The following is a 23,727-nucleotide window of genomic DNA, read 5'->3' on the forward strand; positions in this document are numbered from 1 at the left end:
CGCCGGCAGCGCCGGCGTTTGTGGCGATGTTGATGCAAAGACGAGCCGCGTTTTCGATTGTTCTCATCCTTGCCGCGCTGGTCGCCGCACCGTTGCGTGCAGAGCAGGCGTCGGCCGACACCGAAATCCGCATCGGCAACGTCATGCCCTACACCGGGCCGCTCGCGGCCTTCGCGACCATCGGCCGAGCCGAGGCTGCCTATTTCGACATGGTCAATGAACAGGGCGGGATCAATGGCCGCAAGATCAAGTTCATCTCGGTCGACGACAGCTCCAACCCGAAGACCTCGATGGAGCAGACCCGCAATCTCGTCGAGCAGCAGAACGTGCTGATGATGTTCGGTTCGTTCGGCACGCCGGGCAATCTGGCGGTGCGCAAATATCTCAACGAGAAGAACGTCCCGCAACTGTTCGTCGCATCGGGTGACGAGGAGTGGGCGCATCCCAAGGCCTGGCCCTGGACCATGGGCTGGCAGCCGACTTTCCGCGCCGAGGGACGAATCTACGCCAACTACATCCAGGCCGCCTATCCCAATCGCAAGATCGCGGTGCTCTGGCAGAACGACCAGTTCGGCCGCGACCTGTTCCGGGGATTGCAGGAAGGGCTCGGCGACACCGCGGGCATGATCGTCGCCGATCTCGCCTTCGATGCGACGGAGACCAGGATCGAGAACCAGCTCGGCATCCTCAAGGCAAGCGGCGCCGAGATCCTGGTGTTCGATGGCGCGCCGGCGATCGCCGCGCGTGCGATCCGCGTCGTCGCCGGGATGGAGTGGCATCCGGTGTTCATCCTTGACAACGCGTCGGCCTCGATCGCGAGCGCCTTGCAACCGGCCGGCCTGCAGAATTCGCTCGGCGTGATCTCGACCTCGTTCCTGAAGGACGCCGGGGACGCCGCGTGGAAGGACGATCCGCACATCAAGGCGTGGGACGCCTTCATGGACAGGTACTTCCCCGACGGCGACAAGGACGACATCTACGCCGTGTTCGGCTATGCCGCCGCCGACACGCTGCTGCAGGTGCTGCGCCAGTGCGGCGACGATTTCTCGCGCGAAAACATCATGCGGCAGGCGGCGTCGCTGAAGAACTACCAGAGCCCGATCGCGCTGCCGGGGATCGTGATCAACACCGGCCCGAACGATTTCCGCCCGATCAAGCAGATGCGCCTCGTGCAGTTCGACGGCAACGCATGGCAGCCGATCGGCGATGTGATCGAGAGCGCGTTCGCGACGGTCAGGGAGGATAATTGATTTCGTCGTCCTGGCGAAAAGCCAGAACCCATTACCCCGACTGTTGGTCGTTGCGCGTTGCTGGGCCATGATCCGCTCTCAAGCAAATTCGGTGGTTATGGATCCTGGCTTTCGCCAGGTCGACGTTGTGGGGAGGCCGCTCGCCACAATGTTCATCACCGTCACCCTTGAGAGGATGTGAAGCTACGCGCGTGGTTCCTAAGCCGCTACTTCTTCAGCCCGTAATTCAGCAGCCCGCCCTTGTTCTTCGGCGGATGGGCGCGCAGGCCTTCCTCGTTCGGCTCAGTGCCCCAACCGGGTCGATCCGGGATCACGAGATGGCCGTCGACGAACTCGGGCACATGGGTGAACAGCTCATGGTCCCAGGCCAGGCGGTCGATGTCGGTCTCCATGATGCGCAGGTTCGGCACCGCGGCGCAGAAGTGCGCGTTCATCATGGTGCAGAGGTGCCCGTAGAAATTATGCGGCGCGACGTTGACCTCGAAATGCTCGGCGGCGGCCGCGATCTTCATCGACTGCCAGGCCCCGTTCCACGGCGTGTCGATGATCGCGACATCCATCGCCTGCTCGGTGAAATAGGGCAGGAATTCGCGCAGGCCCAATAGCGTCTCGCAGGACGAGATCGGGTGCGGGCTCTGGCGGCGGATATAGCCGAGCGCCTGCGGGTTGAACGTGTCGATCTCGACCCAGAACATGTCCATCTTCTCGATGGCGCGCAGGATCTTCAAATAGCCCTCGGTCTTGGCGTTGAAGTTGAGATCGAGCAGCAGATCGACATCCGGCCCGGCGCCGTCACGGATCGCTTCCAGATGCATGCAGAGATTGCGCAGCACAGTGCGGTCGACATTGATCTCGGGCTGGAACGGCGAGCCGAAGCCGGGGCGCCAGCCCTGCGGTTTGCCGTCGGTATAGAGGAAGATGTTGGTCTTGAGCGCCGAAAACTTCTTCTCGCGCACCTCGCGGCCGATCGCCTTGACGCCGTCGAGGTCCGTAATAGCCGGCTTGTACCAGTCGGGGTGATTGATGCGCCAGGTCGCGCAATGCGACCAGTAGACCCGGACCCTGTCGCGGATCTTGCCGCCGAGCAGATCGTAGCAGGGCACGCCGAGCGCCTTGGCTTTCACGTCAAGCAGCGCGTTCTCGATCGCGCCGAGCGCCAGCGCCACCACGCCGCCGGCAGCCGGGCGCGTCGCGGCGAACAGCTCGGCATAGATCCGCTCGTGCTGAAACGCATTCCTGCCGATCACCCGCGCCGAGAGCCGCTCGATCGCCGCCGTCACACCGGGCGCGCCGAAGCCTTCGTCATATTCGCTCCAGCCGACCAGCCCGTCCTCGGTCGTCAACTTGACGAAATGATAATTCCGCCAGCCGGCATCGCAGGCGAGCGTCTCGACGGTCTTGACGGTGGTGGCTTTGCTCATGATTTCCGCCCGGGTTGTTGTTGGTGTTGAGGCAGTTCAACAACGGATCGGATGAGGCGTCAATTCGCGTAGGAGCAAGGCGACAATGCATTCTCGACCGTCAGTCTGAGGAAATGTGACTCGCGAGCGGCACCAAATATTCAGCCGTCGTCCTGGCGATAGCCAGGAGCCATTACTCAGCGATCTGTTGTTGCGTGACGCTGGCCACCGTCTCGCTCTCAATCAAGCTCGGTGGTTATGGGTCCTGGCTTTCGCCAGGACGACGGCATGTGGGTGGCGGGGAGGATGGGGTGCTTGGCCGGAACAGCGCCGGCTTTTGCCGTTCGAATGTCTTGCGGCCGCGCTTGAAGCCCAGCAGGACGTCGGGAAGTTCGGCGATCGCGCCGGTGGCACTGTCGGTGTCGAGCACGACGAGATCGGCGGGATTGCCGACCGCGATGCCGTAGTCGCGCAGGTTCATCAGCCGTGCCGGCAGGTCGGTGACGAGATCGAGGCAGGTATCGAAGTCGCCGATCCCGGCGTGCGCCGCGTTGGCGTAGAGGTTCGCCATCCGCAGCAGCGAGGCGTCGCCGAACGGCGTGAATGGGTTCTGCACATTGTTGGTCGCGACCGAGCAGAGCACACCGTCGGCGACGAGCCGGTGCGCGGCGGCCAGGCCGCGCGGGACGTTATGCGTGGCGTCGCGCCCCATCAGATAGAGATCGGTCGCCGGCAGCACGGTGACGGCGACGCCGGCCGCAGTGAGCCGCGCGGCGGCCGCCTTCAGCCGCTCCGGCGACAGCGCGGACAGTTTCGAAGCATGCCCGATCGCGACGCGGCCATGATAGTTGCGCCGCTCGGCCTGCCGGCAGACCTCCTCCATGTGCCACCAGGACGGATCGAGATCGAAATCGAGATGAAGGTCGACATCGATGTCGAACTCCTGCGCGAGATCGAAGATGCGTGCGATCTGGGCGTTCGGGTCGGTGTCGACGTAGGGGCAGCCGCCGATCGCCTGCGCGCCGTCGCGCAGCGCCGCGACCAGCAGCTCGTCGGCGCCGGGGTCGTTGGTCAGGCCTTCCTGCGGGAAGACGCAGAGCGACAGATCGAGCGCCCAGGCATAGTCGCGCTTCAGCGCCTTGACCGCCTCGAAGCCGCGCAGGCCGACCCGCGGATCGATCTCGACATGGGTCCGCATCCGTGTGGTGCCGGCCGTGATCGCGCGCTCCAGCACCCGGGCGCCGCGCGCGTAGACGTCCTCCACCGTGAAGTCGCGCTTCATCGCCGCCACCGCGCGGATGGCCTCGGTGACATTGGCATGGTCGTGCCCGCAGCGGCCGAGCAGGCAGGCCTTGTCGAGATGAATATGGCTGTCGACGAAGCCGGGCAGCGCCAGCCGGCCGCCGAGATCGATCTCCACCGCCTCGCAGGCGAGCCGTGGCGCGACTTCGGCGATTTTCCCGCCGATAATGCCGATATCGACCGCAGCGGCCGAGCCGCGCGTCACGGCGTTACGGAAGACGAGGTCGAAGACAGGTTTCGCGATCATCGTGGAGCAAGGGCCAGGATGGTTTCAGCCTAGCGGAATCGCAGGGAACGAGCAGTATCAGATTGTGTGCAGTTTGCCCCCTCAGATTGTTCAAAAAATGTGCATGCACTTTTGCCGCTAGATTGTAGAGTTCGAGCATCCTTGGAGATACCGCATGTCCGTCATCGCCAGAGCCGATGCCCGCCCGCTGTCCGATGCCGAGATCGTCGAGGCCTATCTGACCGCATCGATGATCCCCGATCCCGACGCCGCGGCGGCCTACATGAAGCCGGGCACGGTGATCACCTTCACCGGCGGGCGCGAATTCGACCATCCGCGCGGGCCGACCGGGTTCAATGCCAAGCGCTATCGGTGGGTCAAGAAGCGGATGGATCGCTTCGACGTCTGTCCGGGTGCCGGCGAGACCGTCGTCTACAGCATCGGCACGCTCTACGGCGAATGGATCGACGGCACGCCGTTCGAAGGCAACCGCTATGTCGACCGCTTCGTGGTGCAGGGCGGGCGGATCGTGAAGATGGACGTCTGGAACGACAGCGCCGAGCGGATTTTGCTGCAGCGGGGCATCGAGGCGTAGGCACGCCCACCACAGCGGTGGGTGGGACAAAGCTTCACACCCGCTCAGGGATGGCGGCAATGGAGCGGTTGTCGCTACTATCTTCGCGCCGCCTTCGGCAGCTTCACCACGCGCTCGCTGCCCGTCTCATCGGCGTATGGCGCCAGAATATCCAGCAGATCCCGGCCGCGCTGCGGCGTCGGCGCCACCAGGGCGCGGGTTGCCACGGAATCGAGATGGCCATGCATCAGCTCCATCGCCTTGGCGGCGTCGCCCTTCACCAGCGCAGCGATGATCGCGCGGTGTTCGTTGATCGCGCACTCCGATGAATGCGGCCGGCTGTACAGCGAGAGCGTCAGGCAGCAGCGATAGGCCACCTCGCTGACATAGCGCACCAGGATCGGACTGTTCGTCATGTGCGCGAGCAGGATATGGAATTCGGTGGCGAGCCGGATCGACACCGCGTCGGTGCCGTCGCGGGCGCGGTCCTCGGCGTCGACATGCGCGGTCAGCTCGGCGATTTGCGCCTTGGTCAGCCTGCCCGCGAGCTGCCGCACCACCAGCCGCTCGAGCTCGATGCGGATGTCGAAGGCATCGCGCGCCTCCTGCCAGCTCGGCGTCGCCACGACCGCGATCCGGTTGCGGCGCAGCTCGACCAGGCCTTCAGCGGCGAGCTGCCCGAGCGCATGCCGCGCAATGGTGCGGCTGACGCCGAAGCGTTCGCCGAGCGAATCCTCGGGCAGCTTCGCGCCGGGCTCCAGCGCCTGCTCGATGATCGCCCGCCGCAGCGCGCGGCAGATCACGCTGACCCTGTCGGTCGATTCAGCCGTCTTGCCCGTGCCGGCGCGCCCCGCCATATCAGCGAATCCTGTTCAGAAAGTGCTTCGGGCGCTTCTTTATCATACCGGCGAAACAATCGGGCGCCCGAATTGCATGCAGTTTGTGCCGCAAATTGCCTAAACGGAATCCGGCTTCTCGTCCGCGTGTCCCGCGATCCCCTTGATTTTCCACAGCCCGGCCGCTGGCATCCAGCTTGCATGCACTTTGCCCGTGATGCGCATGCAACCAAACTCCGACTTTGCCGGCGAGGTCGTTCCCGCCGGATCCGCGCCGACCGCGATCGAGCTGTCGGAAGCTTCCGTCACCTTCGGCCGCGGCGCCCGCGCCGTGCCGGCCCTGTCGACCACCACCTTAAGGATCGCCGACGGCGAGTTCGTGGCGCTGGTCGGCCCGTCCGGCTGCGGCAAGTCCACCATCCTGCGGCTGGTTTCGGGTCTGACGCGGCCGACCGGCGGCGTCGTCATCGTCGGCGGCCGCGAGGTCGCGGCGCGGGCGATGCGGGTCGGCATGGCGTTCCAGAACCCGACCATGCTGCCGTGGATGACGATCGAAAAGAACATCATGCTGCCGCTGAAGATCGTCGAGCCGTACCGCTCGCAGTTCCGCAGGCTGCGCAAGACCGAATTCCGCGACAAGGCCAACGCGCTGCTCGAGCAGGTCGGGCTGAAGGGTTTTGGCGGCCGTTATCCTTGGCAACTGTCCGGCGGCATGCTCCAGCGTGCAAATCTCTGCCGCGCACTGATCCACGAGCCGCGCATGCTGCTGCTCGACGAGCCGTTCGGCGCGCTCGACCAGTTCACCCGCGAGGAGCTGTGGGGAATCCTGCAGCAGCTCTGGATGACCCACAAGCCGACCGTGCTGCTGGTCACCCACGATCTGCGCGAGGCCGGCTTCCTGGCCGGCCGCATCTGCGTGATGAGCGCGCGGCCCGGCCGCATCCTCGACGACTCCCGGGTCGATTTTGCGCGGCCCCGTACGGTCGCCATGACGTTCGAACCCGACTTCGTCGCCCTCAACCAGAAGCTCCGTGCCTTCATCGTCGAGGCGCGCACGTCGGCGCAAGGGGAGCCCTGACCGTGTCCGTGTCTGATATCAGGCAGAAGGCCTGGTCCGCGGTGCTGATCGTGCTGTTCTTCGTCGCCTGGGAGCTGTTCTGCCTGATCACGGGTATGTCGGACCTCGTGCTGCCGCGCCCCTCGCAGATCTTCGTCACGCTGATCGAGAAATTCCCGCTGCTGTGGCCGCACATCGTCCAGACGCTGGTCACCACCATGATCGGCTTCGTGCTCGGCGTGGCGCTTGGCGTCGCGCTCGGCGCCGTGATCGGCGTCTCCAGGACCGCGTACGACACCTGCTATCCGCTATTGGTCGGTTTCTCCTCGATCCCGAAAGTCGCCGTGGTGCCGATCTTCGTGCTGTGGTTCGGCTCCGGCACCGTGCCGGCGGTGCTGACCTCGCTGTCGATCTGCTTCTTTCCGATCGTGGTCAATATCGCGACAGGCCTCGCCACCACCGAGCCGGAGCTCGAAGACGTCCTGAAGGCGCTCGGCGCCAGCAAACTCGACATTCTCTGGAATGTCGGCCTGCCGAGAACCATGCCGTTCTTCTTCGCCTCGCTGAAGGTCGCGATCTCCTACGCGTTCGTCGGCGCAGTGCTGTCGGAGACCGTCGCCTCGAACCGCGGCATCGGCAACGTGATGATGACCGCGTCCTCCAATTTCAACGTGCCGCTGGTGTTCGCCGGGTTATTCGTGCTCGCCGGCCTCGGCGTCGCGCTCTACGTCCTGTTCTCGCTGATCGAGGGCCAGGTGACGGGATGGGCGACGCGCAAGGACAACGTCATCGCTACCTGAGGTTTCGTCAATCGCCGTTCACTGGAGTTGAGGAGGTCGTCATGCTGAAGACAATAAGCGCTGCGCTGCTGGGACTGGCCCTGGTTGCGGGGTCCGCGAGCGCCCAGGAAACCACCATCAAGTTCACGCTGGGCTGGAAGACGCAAGGCAGCGACGCCGCGTTCTTCTACGCCAAGGACAACGGCTACTTCAAAGAGGAAGGCCTCAACGTCGTGATCGACCAGGGCGAGGGCTCCGGTGCGACGGTGACGCGGATCATGTCCGGCGCCTATGATGCCGGCTTCGGCGACGTCAACGCGATCATCCAGAACGCCGCGACCAAGCCGCAGGATGCGCCGGTCATGGTCTACATGATGTGGAACCAGCCGCCATTCGCGATCGTCGCCAAGAACTCCAGCGGCATCAAGTCGATCAAGGATTTCGAGGGCCACACGCTGGGCGGCGCGCAGGGCACGCCGACCACGCGGCTGCTGCCGGTGTTCGTGCACAAGAACGGGCTCGACGGCGAGAAGATCAAGATCTCCAACATGGCGCCGAACCTGCAGGAGCCGATGCTGATCAAGGGCGACATCGATGCCGCGCTGGTGTTCAACATCACCAGCTACTTCAACCTGGTGCTGAACCGCCAGGACCCGGACAAGGATTTCAAATGGTTCTCGTTCGGCGATTACGGGCTCGACCTCTATTCCAACGGCGTAATGGTCTCGCGCAAGCTGATCGCGTCGAACCCGAAGGCGGTGGCCGGCCTCGTCCGTGCCATCAACAAGGGCGCCATCGCGGTCGCCACGGACCAGAACGCCGGCATGAAGGCGGCGCTGAACTATGACAATCTGATCAATGTCGATGTCGAGAAGCGGCGGCTGCAATATTCCTTCGAGAAGCTGATCGTCTCGCCGGAGATGAAGGAGATCGGGATCGGCGACGTCAAGGACGACCGTATGGCCCGCGCCATCGGCATCATCGTCGAAGGCTACCAGCTCGCCCGCGCGCCGACCCCGGCGGAAGTGTTCTCGCGCGAATTCCTGCCGCCGCGCGCGGAGAGGGATCTGGTGTATACGGCGAACTGAGGCAATTCGTCATTGCGAGCGAAGCGAAGCAATGCATTCCTCAGCGCGGAGATAGATGGATTGCTTCGTCGCTTCAGCGCAAAATTGATGTGCAATTTTGTCGCTTCGCTCCTCGCAATGACAGTGGAGGGCAGCGGCAGTGAACGTCAACGCAACCCGTCTGTTCACCGGTCCTGGCGCCGCCATCCGCGACAACGTCGTGCTGCGGCACGATGGCGGCGTGATCACCGATATCTCGGAAGCCGAGGGCCGGGTTGAAGGCCCGCGCTCCCTGATCCTCCCCGCTTTCATCAACTCCCACGATCACGCCCGCCCGCGGGCGTCCAGCTTCGGCGTGGTTGGCATGCCCTTGGAAGGCTGGATCCTGCGCACGGTGGTGGGGGCGCCGGTCGATCCGTATCTGACGGCGGCCTCCGCGTTCGCGCGTGCGGCACAGGCCGGCTGCGCGGCGATGATGGTGCACTACACCCGACCGAGCGGAAGGATGCCGCTGGTCGAGGAGGCCAAAGCGATTGCGCGCGCGGCGGGCGATGTCGGAATCCGCATCGCCTTTGCCATCGCGGTGCGCGATCAGAACCCGATCGTCTATGGCGACAGCGAACCGGTGCTGTCGGCTCTCGCCGCCGACGATCGCAACGCGATCGAGCAACTGTTCGTCCGCGCGCCGATGTCGCCGAAAGCCTATACCGAGCTGACCGATGCCATCGCAGCGGCGATCGCAGGTCCCATGGTCGACGTGCAGCTCGGGCCTGCCGGCGTGCAATGGTGCTCGAAGCCGCTGCTCGAGGCGGTCGCGGAGAATTCCGCGCAGACCGGACGCCGCGTCCATATGCACCTGCTCGAGACGATTTATCAGCGCGCCTGGGCCGACCGGCATTTCCCCGGCGGCATCGTTCGCTATCTCCGCGACATCGGTCTGCTCTCCGAGCGGCTGACGCTGGCGCACTGCATTCATGCGAGGCCCGACGAGATCGAGATGATCGCGGCATCCGGCGCGCGCATCGTCACCAATTTCTCGTCCAACCTGCATCTGCGCTCCGGGCTGGCGCCGATCGCGGCGGCGCACCGCTGCGGCTGCGCGATCGCGGTCGGCGTCGACGGCCTCGCGCTCGACGAAGACGACGACGTGCTGCGCGAGATGCGGCTGGTGCAGATGATGCACGGCGGCCTCGGTTTTGCGCGCACCTGGACGCCGCAGGAATTCTTCACGCTTGCGATCCGCAATGGCCGCCGCGCCACCGGCGCGCCGGGAAGCGGCGAGCTCGCGGTCGGCGCACCGGCCGATTTCGTCAGCATCGATCTCGACCGCCTCGAGGACGGTCAGATCCTCGCCGCCGATCCGCTCGATCTGTTGTTTGCACGCGGCAATGCGTCGCTGGTGAGAGACGTCGTCGTCGAGGGGCGCAGCATCGTCAGCAATGGTCGGTGCTTGGGTGTTGATCTCCCCGGCATCGAACAGGAACTGCGTGGCCTCTATCGCGGAAGTGCTGCCACATACGCGCATGTTCTGCGTGCATGGCCGCAGCTTTCGACGTCATTGCAGGACTGGTTCGCAGCGCAGCTCACCTGCATTTAGGCGGCAAAGGCACGCGCCAGACCGATCGGCTATCGTCGTTACGACCGCGCGTATTCCGCGAAGCGGAAGAAAATTCCACTTGCATCACAGTGTCGGCGCGGCTTCAAGTTCAGCCAACAAGAAACTGAATCAGCTGATGTCATCGGCTGGTCATTTTGTCGCGAGGAAGCGTGATGGGCGCGTTGTCGCATCTGCGGATTGTCGAGGTCGGAAGCGCGGCTGCGACCAGCTACTGCGCGCGGCTGTTCGCCGATTTCGGCGCCGACGTGCAGAAGATCGAGCCGCCGCACGGCGATCCGCTGCGCCGCACCGCGCCACTGACGCCGAAGGGACAGAGCGCGTGGTTCGCGTTCCTCAATTTCAACAAATCGAGCCTCGCGCTCGGCAAGGATGACGCGGCTCGCCTGCGCGAGCTGATTGCCGGCTGCGACATTCTGCTCGACGGCCGCGGCATCGATGCGGCGGAGTGTCCAGCGGTCGATCTCGATGCGATCAAGCGGGACAATCCTGGTCTGATCCATCTCGATCTGTCCTGGTTCGGCGATCGCGGCCCCTACGCGAACTTCGCGGCGACCGATTCCACGATCCGCGCGCTGACCGGGTTGATCAAACTGGTCGGCCCGGAACAGGGGCCGCCGATGCACGCGCCGGATTTTCAGACCGGCATTCTCGGCGGGCTGTGGGGCTTCATCGCCGCGAGCGCCTCGGTGTTCGGCCGCATGCAGGATGGAAGCGGGCGCAGCAGTCACCTCAGCCTGTTCGAGGCCAGCATCGCCGTCACCGAGTACATCATGTTCGAGGCGTTCCAGCGAGGCGACATCATGCGGCGGATCGGCGTCAACCGGTTCTGGCCGACGTTCCCGGTCGGCATCTACGAGACCAAGCAGGGCTGGCTCGGCGTCACCACGGTGACACCCGCGCAGTGGCGTGCGTTCTGCGAGATGCTCGGGCTCACTGAGCTGGGCAACGATCCCTCGCTGTTCATGGGCGTCGACCGGCTCAAGCATGTCGCCGAGATCGAAGGCAGGATCCTGCCGAAGCTGAAGCAGCGCACCGCGCAGGAATGGTTTGCCGAAGGCCTCAAGCGCAAGATCCCGATCGTGCCGGTGCCGGAGATCGCGGACTTGATCGCGGACGAGGAGAAGCGCGCCCGCGGCGCGATCGTCCCGATCACGGTCGGGGACGAGACCGGCTTTTCCGCCGGCACGATGCAGCGGCTGATGGCAACGCCGCCGCTGCGCGGGGGACGCGTGCCTGATGTCGGCGAGCAGCAGGCAAGGCGCGAGGCTGCACCGCGGGTGCCAGTGCCGAAGCCCGCTGCGGCGGCTCGATTGCCGCTTGAAGGCATCCGCGTCATCGATTTCTCGATGGGCTGGGCCGGGCCGATCTGCACCCGCACGCTCGCCGATCTCGGCGCCGACGTCATCAAGATCGAGGCGATCCAGTATCCGGACTGGTGGCGCGGTGTCGACCGCCGCCCGGCCTATGTGCTGGAGCAGATGTACGAGAAGTCGGTGCGCTACTGCATCATGAACCGCAACAAGCGCGGCATCACGCTCGACCTCACCCGGCGGAAGGGGCTCGCGCTGGCGAAACGCCTGCTCGCCGATGCCGACCTCGTGGTCGACAATTATTCGGTCGAGGTGCTGCCCAAGCTCGGCCTCGGCTACGAGGTACTGAGCAAGACCAACCCAAAGCTCGTGATGATGTCGATGTCGGCATTCGGCGCCGGCAGCGCGCATCGCGACTGCCGCGCCTATGGCTCGACCTTGGAGCAGGGCTCCGGACTGCCGAGCGTGGTCGGTGATGCCGGCGGGCCGCCGGTGATGAGCCACACTGCGTTCGGCGATGCCGTCGGCGGCCTCAACGGCTGCGCGGCCGTCCTCACCGCGCTGATCCACGCCAGGCTGACGGGTCAGGGCCAGTTCATCGATCTCGCGCAGATCGAATGCATGATGCCGTTTGCCGCGCCCTGGATCGTGGCTCATTCGATCGACGGCAAGCCGCCGACGAAATACGGCAATCGGCATCCGGATCTCGTGCCGCATGGCTGCTTCCGCTGCGCCGGCGAGGACAACTGGATCGTGGTCGCGGCCTCCGACGACACGATGTGGCCGAAGCTGGCGCGGCTGCTCGGCCGCGAGGACTGGGCGGGCAATCGCGCGCTTGCGACAGCCGCAGGTCGCCGCGCGATCGAGTCGGAGATCGAGGCCGCGATCAACGCCTGGACCTCGGTTCGCGACCCTGACGATGCGATGGCCGCGCTGCAAGCAGCCGGTGTCGCGGCGGGCGTGGCGCGGCTGCCGATCGAACTCCTGAACGACCCGCAGCTCCAGGCCCGCGGTTTCATCCAGCAGGTCGACCGCGCCTTCATCGGCAAGCACCCGCAGCCGTCGATGCCGTTCCGCGAGGGCGCCGCGCCGTTTGCGATCCGCTCGGTGCCGCCGACGCTCGGCGAGCACAATCGCGAGATCCTCGGCGGCATGCTCGGCCTCTCCGACGCCGAGCTTGCCGAGCTGGCGCAAGAGGGCATCATCGGCACCGAGATGCTGATGGAGGAGCAGCTGGTGAAAGAGAAGAAGCGGGCGGCAGGCTGATGGGGACAGGCCGGCCGGCACAGCCTGGGGCGGAGGGAGCGCGCGACGGCGCGCGGCCGCTGATGTCCGTGCGCGGCCTCGGTATTCGCTTCAAGACCGCGCAGGGCGTCTGGCAGGCGACGCGCAAGATCGACTTCGACATCGCGCCGGGCGAGCGGGTCGGCATCGTCGGCGAGAGCGGCTGCGGCAAGACCATCACGGGCCTCTCGATCCTGCGACTGCTGCCGGGCAATTTCGCCGGCCTCGACGGCAAGATCCTGTTTGATGGCATCGATCTCGCCTCCTGCAGCGCGCGGCAGATGCGCGCGATCAGGGGCAAGCGGATCGCGATGATCTTCCAGGAGCCGATGAGCGCGCTCGATCCCGTCTTCACCGTCGGCCACCAGATCGCCGAGACGCTGCGCGTTCACACCGACATCAGTTACGAGGAGGCGCGGGCGAAGACGCTGGAGATGCTGCGGCGAGTCGGGATCGCCTCGCCGGAGCGGCGGATCGACGACTATCCGCACCAGCTCTCCGGCGGCATGCGCCAGCGCGTGATGATCGCCGCCAGCCTGATCTGCGGGCCGCAGCTTTTGATCGCCGATGAGCCGACAACCGCGCTCGACGTCACCGTGCAGGCGCAGATCCTTGAACTGTTGCGCGACATCAGCGAAACCTCGCACACCGCCCTGATGCTGATCACCCACGACCTCGGCGTCGTCGCCGAGACCTGCACGCGGATGATCACGATGTATGCCGGCGAGGTGATCGAGGATGCCTCGGTCGACGAGGCGCTGGTGCGGCCGCTCCATCCCTACACCTCGGGCCTGTTGCGCTCGCTGCCGCATCTGTGCCCGCGCCACGGCCGGCTGCCGTCGATCCCGGGCCGGGTGCCGTCGATCGCCGAGATGCCGAACGGCTGCCGGTTTCGTGCCCGCTGCGCGCACGCCGCAAAGGGCTGCGAGGCCGAGCAGGCATTGCAGGACGCCGGCGGCCGGCGCGTGCGCTGCTGGCGCTTCGCCGAGCTCAATCTGCCGGGGGCGCTGCATCCGCCCGGACCCGCCGCCGCGCCAATGGTCGCGCGACAATGACTGCAACATCGACCGAGCCCCGCGAGCCCATCGTCTCGGTGCGCGACCTCCAGGTCCGCTTCCAGACCACCGACCGCCGCGCCACCGTGAAGGCAGTCGACGGCGTCAATTTCGACGTCCGCCGCGGCGAGACTTTTGGCATCATCGGGGAATCAGGCTCCGGCAAGACCACGATCGGCCGCGCGCTGGTGTTTTTGCTGAAGCCGAGCGCCGGTGCGATTTTGCACGACGGCGTCGACCCGACGGCGCTGTCGCGCAGCGCCTTCCGGAGCCACCGCCGCGACTACCAGATCATCTTCCAGGACCCGAACGCCGCGCTGAATCCGCGCATGACCATCCTGGCCTCGGTGCTCGAGCCGCTGGAGCTTGCCCGCGTCGGATCGAAGGCCGAGCGCGAGCGGCAGGCGAGGGAGGCGCTGGAGCGCGTCGGCCTGCCGCAGGAGTTCGGCGCGCGCTATCCGCACCAGCTCTCCGGCGGCCAGAAGCAGCGCGTCGTGATCGCCCGCGCGCTGACCTTGAGGCCAAAGCTGATTGTCTGCGACGAGGTCGTGGCCGCGCTCGACATGTCGATCCGCGGCGACGTGCTCAATCTGTTCGCCGATCTGCAGCGCGATCTCGGCCTCACCTATGTCTTCATCACCCACGATCTCGCCGTGGTCTCACATATCAGCGAGCGCGTCGCGGTGATGTATCTCGGGCAGTTCGTCGAGCTCGGCCCGACGGAGGAAGTCGCAGAGCGGCCGCTGCATCCCTACACCATCGCGCTGCTATCGGCCGAACCGCGGCCGCTGCCGTCGTCGATGCGCACCGATGCGCGCATTGTCCTGCAAGGCGAGGTGCCGAGCCCGATCGATCCGCCGTCAGGATGTCGTTTCCGCACCCGCTGCCCGCATGCGCAGCCGCTGTGCGCCGAGCGTGCACCGGATTGGCGCGAGCTGACGCCCGACCACTGGGTCGCATGCCATTTTGCCGACCGCCCGAACTTTTCGCCGAATTAACAACACCGGAGGGAATGCCATGACGATGACGACACGACGCGAAGCCATGGCGCTGATCTCGGGTGCATTGGCGAGCACCAGCCTCGGCGGCAGAGCATTCGCTGAGGGCGCGCCGAAGAAGGGTGGGATCCTGCGCATCTCGGCGCCAGCCAATCCGTCGAGCCTCGATCCGGCGACCGGCGGGGCCGGCTCCGATCATGCCTTCCTGTTCACGATGTACGACACGCTGACTGAATGGGAGTTCGACACGCTGAAGCCGAAGTCCGGTCTCGCCGAAAGCTGGAAGTTCGTCGATCCGACGACGCTGGTGCTCAACATCCGCGCGGGAGTGACTTTTCACGACGGCACGCCGCTCGATGCCGAGGCAGTCAAGTTCAACCTCGATCGCAACCGCAGCGACGCGAAATCCAACATCAAGGCCGATCTGCTGTCGGTATCCTCGGTCGAGGTCACCGGTCCCCAGCAGGTGACGCTGATGTTGAAATCGCCTGATACCGCGCTGCCCGGCATCCTGTCCGATCGCGCCGGCATGATGGTGTCGCCGACCGCCTTGAAGGCGGCCGAGGGCGGCGTCGTCACCCGCAAGCCGGTCGGCGCCGGCGCCTATGCGTTCGTCAGCTGGGCTGACGGCGAGAAGATCGTGGTCAAGCGCAACGAAAAATACTGGAAGCCGAACCGGCCCTATCCCGACGGCATCGAGCTCTCGATCATCCCCGAGCTCACCACCGGCGCGCGCTCGGTCACCGCCGGCCAGAACGATTTGATCTACCAGCTGCCGCCGCGGCAGAAGGCGATCATCGAGCGCGCCTCGAGCGTCAAGGTGGTGCACGGCCCGACGCTGTATGTGTTCCAGATCTTCATCAACTGGGCCAAGCCGCCGTTCGACAACGTCAAGATCAGGCAAGCCTTCAACTTCGCAATCGATCGCGAATCCTTCGTCAAGGCCGGGCTCGCCGGCCTCGCCGAGCCCGCCTACATGAACCTGCCGAAGGCGCATTGGGCCTACGATGCCGAGGTCGCAAAGCTCTATCCCTACGATCCCGACAAGGCGCGCAAGCTGCTCGCCGAGGCCGGCTTCAAGGAAGGTACCACGATCGAGCTCGGCGGCTATCCGGACCAGGATTCGGTGCAGCGCCAGGAGATCCTGATCGAGCAGTTCCGCAAGGCCGGCATGAACGTGCGCTTCGTCAACGCGCCGATCGCGGAAGCCTCCGCCTCGTTCTTCGGTCCGGAGAAGAAGAACTCCGGCCTGCTCGCGGCGTGGACCGGGCGGCCCGATCCGAGCCTGACCTATTCGCTGATGTTCACTAAGGACGCCTACTACAATGGCGGCCGCGCGCCGGTGCCGCCGGAGCTCGAGGCCGCGATCCGGGAGTCGCGCGCATCGGAGGATCTCGACACCAGGCGCAAGGCGTTCTCCACCGTGCAGCGGCTGGTGATGGAGAATGCCTTCGTCGCGCCGCTGGCGTTCCAGTTCGAGCTCGTTGCCATGAACAAGAAGGTGCAGGGCTATCGGCCGAACCTGCTGGGCAAGCCGAAATACGACGACGTCTGGCTTGAAGGGTAAACCATGGCACGACGGTCACCGGTCAAGGTCATCGGCAGCCGCCTGTTGCAGGCGCTGCCGGTGATCCTGCTTGCGACCTTCATGGTGTTTGCGCTGCTCAAGCTGGTACCCGGCGACATCGCCGTGACGCTCGCCGGCGACAACGCCACCGATGCGCGGATCGCGGAGATCAGAAATATCTACGGCCTCGACCGCCCGTTCCTGGTGCAATACGGCGCCTGGCTCGGCCATGTCGTGCAGGGCGATCTCTCGCAGTCGCTGCTGACCGGCGAGAAGGTCGCCGACTCGATCGGGCGTGCCTTCCCGAACACGCTGCTGATCGTCCTCATCGCGTTGGCGCTGGCGCTCGTGACGGGCATTCCAATGGGCGTGATGGCCGCGATCAAGCCGAACGGCTGGATCGACAAGCTGATCAGCATGCTCGCCTCGCTCGGCGTCGCGGTGCCCGGTTTCTGGCTCGCGATGATCCTGGTGGCGGAATTCTCGCTGAAGTTGAACTGGCTGCCCGCCACCGGCGCAAAGTCCTTCACCGCCTCGCCGATCGATGCCGTCAGGCACGCGCTGCTGCCGGGCATTGCGATCGCGGCCTACGGCATGGCCGAGGTCGCGCGCCAGCTCCGCGGTGCGCTGCTGGAGGTGCTGTCGTCGCAATATGTCCGCACGCTGCATGCTAAGGGACTGTCGATGTCGCGCATCCTCTGGCAGCACGGGTTGAAGAATGTCAGCGTCAACCTGCTCACCATAATCAGCCTCCTGGTCAACCGCATGCTGGCAGCCACCGTGGTGATCGAGGCGGTGTTCGCGATTCCCGGCCTCGGCAGCCTGATCGTGCGCGGCGCGATCCAGCGCGATTTTCCGATCGTGCAGGGCGTCGTCTTCACCATGGTGGTCGTGGTGATCGTGGTCAACCTCGTCACCGATCTCTTGTGTGCCGCGGTCGATCCGAGGATCGATCAATGACCGACACGGCGCTCGCTCCGCTGAAGGTCCCGGCACAGCCGACGGCGCTGCGCCGCCTCGTGCGCTGGCTGGTCGGCGATCTCCGCGCCGGGCTGTCGATCCTGGTGCTGCTGGTGCTGGTCGTCGTGGCGATCGGCGCGCCGTGGATCGCGCCCTACGCGCCGACCGCGCAGGACGTCAACAACATGCTGGCGCCGCCGGGCCCCGCCCATCTGCTCGGCACCGACGATCTCGGCCGCGACGTGCTGTCCCGCCTGATCTACGGCGCGCCGGCGACCGTCTATGCCAGCCTGCTCGCGGTCGGCGTCGCGGTCCTGATCGGCCTGCCGGTCGGCCTCGTCGCCGGTTATTTCGGCGGCTGGATCGACGACATCATCAGCCGCGTCATCGATACGTTTCTTTCGTTCCCTGCGATCGTGCTCGCGATCGCCGTCACCGGCGCGCTCGGCATCGGCCTGACCAACGGCATGATCGCGGTCGGCATCACGATGTTTCCGGCGCTGGCGCGCATCGTCCGCGCCCGCACCCTGATCGTGCGGCAGGAGCTCTATGTCGATGCGTCCAGAGGCTTCGGCGCCCCGACCCGGCATGTGCTGTGGCGCCACGTGCTGCCGAACACGCTGCAGCCGGTGATCGTGCAGGTGACGCTACTGCTCGCCGCGGCGCTGCTGGCCGAAGCCAGCCTGTCGTTCCTCGGCCTTGGCATCCAGCCGCCGAATCCGAGCTGGGGCGCCATGCTGGCGCGCGCCTATCAATACATGGAGATCGCGCCCGAGCAGATGTACGCGCCGGGCCTTGCCATCCTCGTCGTCTCGCTGGCGTTCAACGCGCTGGGAGAATCCCTGCGTATCGTGCTCGATCCGACCATGAAGGATCGTTGAGCGATGAGATATCAAGCCGCGTGCGTCTTCACCTCGCCCCGCCTGCGGGGAGAGGTCGAAATTTGCGCGCAGCGCGAATTTCGGGTGGGGGGACTCTCCCCAGGCGCGCTTGCGGAGACTCCCCCTCACCCGAAGCCTGCGCTTCGCTTCGGCTTCGACCTCTCCCCGCAAGCGGGGCGAGGTAAGTAACCAACGGAACCGGCCATGTCCTTCAAGAAATTGCTGATCGCCAACCGCGGAGAGATCGCCATCCGCATTGCCCGCGCCGCCAGCGAGAGCGGCCTTGCCACGGTCGCGATCTATCCCGCCGACGATGCGGCCTCGCTGCATGTCCGCTCAGCCGACGAGGCGCGCGAGATCCCCGGCCGCGGCGCGCGGGCCTATCTCGACATCGAGGCGGTGGTCGCGGCTGCGAAAGCGACCGGCTGCGACGCGCTGCATCCGGGCTATGGCTTCCTCAGCGAGAATGCGGCACTGGCGCGGCGCTGCGCGGAGGAGAAGATCACCTTTGTCGGCCCGTCGCCGGACGCGCTCGATCTGTTCGGCGACAAGGCCACGGCCAAGGCGCTGGCGAAGAAGTGCGGCGTGCCTGTTATCGCCGGCACCTCGGGCGCAACCACGCTGGACGAAGCAAAGGCTTTCTTCGCCTCGCTCGGCGACAGCGCTGCCGTGATGATCAAGGCGATCGCCGGCGGCGGCGGGCGCGGCATGCGCGTGGTCGAGGACGCTGCCAAGCTTCCGGAGGCCTATGCGCGTTGCCAGTCCGAGGCCAAGGCGGCATTCGGCAGCGACGCCGTCTATGTCGAGCGGCTGATCCGCAAGGCGCGCCATATCGAGGTGCAGATCATCGGTGATCGTCACGGCGCGATCTCTCATCTCTGGGAGCGTGAATGCACCATCCAGCGCCGCAACCAGAAGCTGATCGAGGTGGCGCCGAGCCCGTCGCTGAGCGATGTGCTCCGAGCCCGCATCATCGAGGCGGCCAAGCAGCTCGCGTCGGCCGCGCGCTACGACAATCTCGGTACCTTTGAATTCCTTGTCGATGACGAGGCCGGCGAGGGCGAGGGCGCGTTTGCCTTCATCGAGGCCAATCCCCGGCTGCAGGTCGAGCACACCGTCACCGAGGCGGTGCTCGGCGTCGATCTGGTCCGCGCGCAGCTCGCGGTTGCTGCCGGCGCGACGCTGGCCTCGCTCGATCTCGCGCAGGCCGCGGTGCCGCTGCCGCGTGGCTATGCCATGCAGCTCCGCGTCAACATGGAGGTGATGGACGAGAAGGGGGTGACAAAGCCGACTGGCGGCACGCTGGCGGTGTTCGATCTGCCGTCCGGCCCGGGGGTGCGTGTCGATACATTCGGCTATTCCGGCTACCGGACCAGCGCAGCGTTCGACTCGCTGCTGGCCAAGGTCATCGTGCATTCGCCGAGCGCGAAATGGGCCGACGTGGTGCACAAGGCATCCCGCACCTTGCGCGAATTCCGCATCGGTGGCGTTGCCACCAACATCCCGTTCCTCGGCGCCGTGCTGGCGCATCAGAGCTTTGCCCGCAACAAGATCAGCACCAACTTCATCGATACCCATGTCGCGGCGCTGGTCGGCGCGGCCAAGGAGCTTGCCGCGCCGCTGGTCGAGGTCAGCGAAACCGCTGCAACCAAGGCGGTCGTCGCAGAGGCCGCACCCGAAGGGTCGCTCCCCGTGCCCGCACCGCTGCAGGGCACGATCGTGGCGATCGAGGTCGCCGAAGGCGATCTGGTCCGCCCCGGCCAGCAGATCGCCGTGCTGGAATCGATGAAGATGGAGCATCTCGTCGCCGCGCCGCATGGCGGCCGGGTGACCAGGATCGCGGGCGGTCCCGGCGTCACGCTGATGCATGGCGAGCCGATCCTGTTCCTCGAGCCGGCCGAGGTCGACGGCCACACCGCGGAGCAGGAGGCGGCGATCGACCTCGATCATATCCGTCCCGATCTCGCCGAGCTGATCGCGCGCAAGGCGATCACGCTGGACGAGAACCGGCCGGCCTCGGTCGAGCGCCGCCGCAAGACCAACCAGCGCACCGCGCGCGAGAACGTCGCCCATCTGGTCGATGAGGGCTCATTCGTCGAATACGGCTCGCTCGCGATCGCAGCGCAGCGCCGCCGCCGCAAGGTCGAGGACCTCATCAAGAACACGCCGGCCGACGGCCTGATCGCCGGCGTCGCCACCGTCAACGCGAAGGATTTCGGTCCCGAAGGCGCACGCTGCATGGTGATCGCCTATGACTACACCGTGCTGGCGGGCACCCAGGGCCACATGAACCACAAGAAGATCGACCGCATGCTCACGCTGACCGAGCAGTGGCGGCTTCCGCTGGTGTTTTACGCCGAGGGCGGCGGCGGCCGGCCCGGCGATACCGACCGGCTCGGCATGACCGGCCTCGACGGTCCTTCCTTCGTGCAGTTCGCAAGACTCTCCGGCCTCGTGCCGGTCGTCGGCATCGTCTCCGGCTATTGCTTTGCCGGCAACGCCGCGATGCTCGGCGTCTGCGACGTCATCATCGCCACCAAGAATGCCTCGATCGGCATGGGCGGCCCGGCGATGATCGAGGGCGGCGGGCTCGGCGTCTATCATCCAGCCGAAGTCGGTCCTGTCAGCTTCCAGTCGCCGAACGGCGTGATCGACATCCTGGTCGAAGACGAGGCCGAGGCGACGACCACGGCGCAAAAGTATCTGTCCTACTTCCAGGGCGCGGTACGGGACTGGATGGCGCCGGACCAGCGGCTCTTGCGCCGCGCGATCCCGGAGAACCGCCTGCGCGTCTACGACATCCGCAACGTCATCGACCTCATTGCCGACGAAGGCTCGGTGCTGGAGCTGCGCCGCGACTTCGGCGTTGGCATGATCACCGCCTTCATCCGCATCGAGGGCAAGCCGTTCGGCCTGATCGCCAACAATCCAAAACATCTCGGCGGCGCCATCGACGCGCCGGCCGGCGACAAGGCGGCGCGCTTCATGCAGCTCTGCGACGCCTTCGATATCCCGATCATCTCGCTATGCGACACGCCGGGCTTCATGGTCGGCCCGGAGGCGGAGAAGACCGCGATCGTGCGCCACGTCGCGCGGATGTTCGTCACCGGCGCCAGCATCACCGTGCCGCTGTTCGGCATCGTGCTGCGCAAGGGCTACGGCCTCGGCGCGCAATCGATGATCGGCGGCGGTTTCCACGCCTCGTTCTTCACGGTGGCATGGCCGACCGGTGAATTCGGCGGCATGGGCCTCGAAGGCTATGTCCGCCTCGGCTTCCGCAAGGAGATGGAAGCAATCGAGGATCCCGTCGAGCGCGAGAAGTATTTTCAAACCAAGGTCGCCGAGCTCTACGCCAACGGCAAGGCGGTCTCGATCGCCTCGGTGCTCGAGATCGACGAGGTGATCGACCCCGCCGACACCCGGCACTGGATCATGGCGGGCCTGCGCTCGGTGCCGAAGGTCGAGCCGCGCACCCACCGCAAGCGGCCGTGCATCGACGCGTGGTGACGTAAGGTGAGCACGCTCTCAGGCTCCCTCTCCCCTTGCGGGAGAGGGTGGGGAGAGGGGTGGCCGCGGGCTCAACTGTTCGATGCGGGATCGCTCTCGCAATCACGTAAGCCGTCGCATTTCCATACGGAGGGTGCGCGCCGTGTGGCACCCCTCTCCCTAACCCTCTCCCGCATCCTGCGTGCAGGAAGGTTCAACCCAGCCGCAGCTCCGCATACCCGTTTGCCGCGACCTCATCGCAGCGCGCACGATACGCCGGCGCGCTGCCGCTGTAGCGGGCGACGATGCGGGTCTGCTTGCCTTCGACGTTGCGGTTGATGCCGGTCATCCAGGAATCGACCTCGTTGGACAGCAGGCCGACGCCGAGCGCCTTGACGTGATCGGTCCAGCCGGCGGTGCCCTCGGGCGTTGCGTCGAGAAACGTCAGGCCCTTCGCTTGCGCAAACCGCAGCAGGCCGGTGACCCAGTCGACGCTGTATTCGATGCTACGCGGGATGTTGCCGAGCGCGGTGTGCGGGCCCATCAGCATCATCATGTTGGGGAAGCCGTCGACCATCAGTCCGAGATAGGTTTCCGGCCCGTGTTTCCACTTCTCCTTCAGCCGCGCGCCGCCGCTGCCGCGAAAGTCGATCGCGTCGAAACTGCCGGTGATGGCGTCGAAGCCGGTGGCGTAGATGATGATATCGAATGCGAAATCCCGCGCGCTGGTGCGGATGCCCTCGGGCGTGATCGTCTCGATCGGTGTCTCGCTCAGATCGACCAGCTCGACATTGTCCTGGTTGTAGACCTCGAAATAGAAGGTCTCGAGCGGCACGCGGCGGGTGCCGAAACCATGGTTCTTCGGGATCAGCTTCTCCGCCACCGCAGGGTTCTTGACCCGCTCGCGGATCTTGCGCGCGATGAAATCGCTGATTGTCGCATTGGCCTTGCGGTCGATCAGGATGTCCTTGAAGTTGCCCTGCCAGATGCCGAAGCCGCGCTCGCCATAGAGCTTCTCGTAGTTCGCCTCTCGCTCGGCGTCGGAGACCTCAAACGCGCCGCGTGGATCGGGCGTATGGATGAAGCAGGCAAAGGTCTCCTGGCAGCGCGCGAAGATCTCGGGATAACTGGCCTTGATCTTGGCTTGGGTGGCGGCGTCGATCTTGCCGTTGTGCAGCGGCGCGGCCCAGTTGGCGGTGCGCTGGAATACGGTGAGGTGTCCGACCTCGCTCGCGATGGTCTGGATGGTCTGGATGCCGGTGGCGCCGGTGCCGATCACGGCGACGCGCTTGCCGGCGAAATCGACCTTCTCCTTGGGCCAGCGCGCGGTGTGGAAGGATTGGCCCTTGAAACTGTCGCGTCCCTCGATGCGCGGCAGCGTCGGCGTCGAGAGCGGGCCGATCGCGGTGATCAGGAAGCGGCAGCTGTACTGCGCGCCGCTTGTCAGCGTGACCTGCCAGCTTCGCGTCTCGTCCTGATAGATCGCAGCAGTGACACGGCTCTCGAACTGGATGTCGCGACGCAGGTCGAACTTGTCGGCGACATAATTGCAGTAGCGCAGCGTCTCCGGCTGGCCGGCAAAGTGCTCGGACCATTCCCATTCCTGCAGCAGCTCCTTGGAGAACGAATAGCCGTAGGAATAGCTCTCGGAATCGAAGCGCGCGCCGGGATAGCGGTTCCAGTACCAGGTGCCGCCGACTCCGGTGCCGGCCTCGAACACGCGTGTCTTGAGGCCAAGCTCGCGCAGCCGGTAGAGCTGGTACATGCCGGACAGGCCGGCGCCGATGACGATGACGTCGTAGTCCAGCGCAGCCGTCTGCGACGGAGTTGTGTCTTGACGCTGTGCGGCCACCTCGCGTTGCTCCCAACCTTGTTGATTGCCGGCAAGGCTAACCGGTCTCGCCGCCGCCGACAAACATTGCAAAGCGGGGCTGGTATCGCGATTTGCGGGGGCGCGTCGCCCCGCGGCTTTACTCAGCCGCGCGATTCCCCTTATCGTTGCTTGCATCCGGGAAATCTCGAGATTCCGGGTTCGATGCTTCGCATCGCCCCGGCATGACGGGATAGTGAGAACAAG

The 23,727-nt window shown here is 65.7% G+C and carries 17 protein-coding genes; 13 read left to right on the forward strand and 4 right to left on the reverse strand.

The features are described from left to right. Window positions 1-26 precede the first annotated feature (26 nt). A complete protein-coding gene (locus tag J6500_RS03700; protein WP_225711307.1) occupies window positions 27-1,250 on the forward strand; it encodes an ABC transporter substrate-binding protein in 1,224 nt (407 codons plus the stop codon). Window positions 1,251-1,456: 206 nt separating this feature from the next. Here J6500_RS03700 and J6500_RS03705 read toward each other — a convergent pair whose 3' ends face one another. Both J6500_RS03705 and J6500_RS03710 read right to left on the reverse strand, forming a co-directional pair. Continuing rightward, the gene (locus J6500_RS03705) at window positions 1,457-2,671 is read right to left on the reverse strand and encodes a mandelate racemase/muconate lactonizing enzyme family protein (RefSeq protein ID WP_225711308.1); all 1,215 of its coding nucleotides are present in this window, start codon (window positions 2,669-2,671) and stop codon (window positions 1,457-1,459) included. A 235-nt stretch (window positions 2,672-2,906) separates the two neighbouring features. Next, complete coding sequence (locus J6500_RS03710; RefSeq protein ID WP_225711309.1) at window positions 2,907-4,199, reverse strand: amidohydrolase family protein; 1,293 nt, start codon at window positions 4,197-4,199, stop codon at window positions 2,907-2,909. A gap of 154 nt (window positions 4,200-4,353) precedes the next feature. On the opposite strand from J6500_RS03710, the gene J6500_RS03715 reads away from it, so the two are divergent. Continuing rightward, complete coding sequence (locus J6500_RS03715; protein WP_225711310.1) at window positions 4,354-4,773, forward strand: nuclear transport factor 2-like protein; 420 nt, start codon at window positions 4,354-4,356, stop codon at window positions 4,771-4,773. A 77-nt stretch (window positions 4,774-4,850) separates the two neighbouring features. On the opposite strand, the gene J6500_RS03720 is transcribed toward J6500_RS03715, so the two are convergent. Further along, the gene (locus J6500_RS03720; RefSeq protein WP_225711311.1) at window positions 4,851-5,609 is read right to left on the reverse strand and encodes a GntR family transcriptional regulator; all 759 of its coding nucleotides are present in this window, start codon (window positions 5,607-5,609) and stop codon (window positions 4,851-4,853) included. A gap of 202 nt (window positions 5,610-5,811) precedes the next feature. Here J6500_RS03720 and J6500_RS03725 point away from each other — a divergent pair, with 202 nt between their 5' ends. The 11 genes from J6500_RS03725 to J6500_RS03775 all read left to right on the forward strand — a co-directional run bounded on the left by J6500_RS03725 (window position 5,812) and on the right by J6500_RS03775 (window position 21,671). After that, a complete protein-coding gene (locus tag J6500_RS03725; protein ID WP_225711312.1) occupies window positions 5,812-6,666 on the forward strand; it encodes an ABC transporter ATP-binding protein in 855 nt (284 codons plus the stop codon). A gap of 2 nt (window positions 6,667-6,668) precedes the next feature. Next, complete coding sequence (locus tag J6500_RS03730) at window positions 6,669-7,445, forward strand: ABC transporter permease (RefSeq protein WP_225711313.1); 777 nt, start codon at window positions 6,669-6,671, stop codon at window positions 7,443-7,445. Window positions 7,446-7,486: 41 nt separating this feature from the next. Then, window positions 7,487-8,512, forward strand: a complete 1,026-nt coding sequence (locus J6500_RS03735; RefSeq protein ID WP_225711314.1) for an ABC transporter substrate-binding protein — start codon at window positions 7,487-7,489, stop codon at window positions 8,510-8,512. Window positions 8,513-8,651: 139 nt separating this feature from the next. Beyond that, window positions 8,652-10,088, forward strand: a complete 1,437-nt coding sequence (locus tag J6500_RS03740; RefSeq protein ID WP_225711315.1) for an amidohydrolase family protein — start codon at window positions 8,652-8,654, stop codon at window positions 10,086-10,088. A gap of 173 nt (window positions 10,089-10,261) precedes the next feature. Further along, window positions 10,262-12,685: a CaiB/BaiF CoA transferase family protein gene (locus J6500_RS03745; protein ID WP_225711316.1), complete on the forward strand. Its 2,424-nt coding sequence runs from the start codon at window positions 10,262-10,264 to the stop codon at window positions 12,683-12,685. Then, window positions 12,685-13,758: an ABC transporter ATP-binding protein gene (locus J6500_RS03750; RefSeq protein ID WP_225711317.1), complete on the forward strand. Its 1,074-nt coding sequence runs from the start codon at window positions 12,685-12,687 to the stop codon at window positions 13,756-13,758. Before J6500_RS03745 ends, J6500_RS03750 begins: the two co-directional genes overlap by 1 nt. Beyond that, window positions 13,755-14,756, forward strand: a complete 1,002-nt coding sequence (locus tag J6500_RS03755; RefSeq protein WP_225711318.1) for an ABC transporter ATP-binding protein — start codon at window positions 13,755-13,757, stop codon at window positions 14,754-14,756. Before J6500_RS03750 ends, J6500_RS03755 begins: the two co-directional genes overlap by 4 nt. 19 nt (window positions 14,757-14,775) lie before the next feature. Beyond that, a complete protein-coding gene (locus tag J6500_RS03760; RefSeq protein ID WP_225711319.1) occupies window positions 14,776-16,323 on the forward strand; it encodes an ABC transporter substrate-binding protein in 1,548 nt (515 codons plus the stop codon). 3 nt (window positions 16,324-16,326) lie between these two features. After that, window positions 16,327-17,283: an ABC transporter permease gene (locus J6500_RS03765; RefSeq protein WP_225711320.1), complete on the forward strand. Its 957-nt coding sequence runs from the start codon at window positions 16,327-16,329 to the stop codon at window positions 17,281-17,283. Continuing rightward, a complete protein-coding gene (locus tag J6500_RS03770; RefSeq protein WP_225711321.1) occupies window positions 17,280-18,164 on the forward strand; it encodes an ABC transporter permease in 885 nt (294 codons plus the stop codon). Before J6500_RS03765 ends, J6500_RS03770 begins: the two co-directional genes overlap by 4 nt. Before the next feature lie 204 nt (window positions 18,165-18,368). Further along, window positions 18,369-21,671: a carboxyl transferase domain-containing protein gene (locus J6500_RS03775; RefSeq protein WP_225711322.1), complete on the forward strand. Its 3,303-nt coding sequence runs from the start codon at window positions 18,369-18,371 to the stop codon at window positions 21,669-21,671. A gap of 193 nt (window positions 21,672-21,864) precedes the next feature. Here the strand turns inward: J6500_RS03775 and J6500_RS03780 are convergent, their stop codons facing one another. Continuing rightward, window positions 21,865-23,502, reverse strand: a complete 1,638-nt coding sequence (locus J6500_RS03780) for a flavin-containing monooxygenase (RefSeq protein ID WP_225711323.1) — start codon at window positions 23,500-23,502, stop codon at window positions 21,865-21,867. Window positions 23,503-23,727 lie beyond the last annotated feature (225 nt).

Origin of the sequence: Bradyrhizobium semiaridum, from assembly GCF_020329505.1 — a bacterium.
Lineage (GTDB): Bacteria > Pseudomonadota > Alphaproteobacteria > Rhizobiales > Xanthobacteraceae > Bradyrhizobium > Bradyrhizobium semiaridum.

Bases quoted from the DNA above. Each gene is read 5' to 3' on its own strand.
- J6500_RS03700 (WP_225711307.1), top strand. From the start codon at position 27: ATGTTGATGCAAAGACGAGCCGCGTTTTCGATTGTTCTCATCCTTGCC.
- J6500_RS03705 (WP_225711308.1), bottom strand. From the start codon at position 2,671: ATGAGCAAAGCCACCACCGTCAAGACCGTCGAGACGCTCGCCTGCGAT.
- J6500_RS03710 (WP_225711309.1), bottom strand. From the start codon at position 4,199: ATGATCGCGAAACCTGTCTTCGACCTCGTCTTCCGTAACGCCGTGACG.
- J6500_RS03715 (WP_225711310.1), top strand. From the start codon at position 4,354: ATGTCCGTCATCGCCAGAGCCGATGCCCGCCCGCTGTCCGATGCCGAG.
- J6500_RS03720 (WP_225711311.1), bottom strand. From the start codon at position 5,609: ATGGCGGGGCGCGCCGGCACGGGCAAGACGGCTGAATCGACCGACAGG.
- J6500_RS03725 (WP_225711312.1), top strand. From the start codon at position 5,812: ATGCAACCAAACTCCGACTTTGCCGGCGAGGTCGTTCCCGCCGGATCC.
- J6500_RS03735 (WP_225711314.1), top strand. From the start codon at position 7,487: ATGCTGAAGACAATAAGCGCTGCGCTGCTGGGACTGGCCCTGGTTGCG.
- J6500_RS03745 (WP_225711316.1), top strand. From the start codon at position 10,262: ATGGGCGCGTTGTCGCATCTGCGGATTGTCGAGGTCGGAAGCGCGGCT.
- J6500_RS03750 (WP_225711317.1), top strand. From the start codon at position 12,685: ATGGGGACAGGCCGGCCGGCACAGCCTGGGGCGGAGGGAGCGCGCGAC.
- J6500_RS03755 (WP_225711318.1), top strand. From the start codon at position 13,755: ATGACTGCAACATCGACCGAGCCCCGCGAGCCCATCGTCTCGGTGCGC.
- J6500_RS03760 (WP_225711319.1), top strand. From the start codon at position 14,776: ATGACGATGACGACACGACGCGAAGCCATGGCGCTGATCTCGGGTGCA.
- J6500_RS03765 (WP_225711320.1), top strand. From the start codon at position 16,327: ATGGCACGACGGTCACCGGTCAAGGTCATCGGCAGCCGCCTGTTGCAG.
- J6500_RS03770 (WP_225711321.1), top strand. From the start codon at position 17,280: ATGACCGACACGGCGCTCGCTCCGCTGAAGGTCCCGGCACAGCCGACG.
- J6500_RS03775 (WP_225711322.1), top strand. From the start codon at position 18,369: ATGTCCTTCAAGAAATTGCTGATCGCCAACCGCGGAGAGATCGCCATC.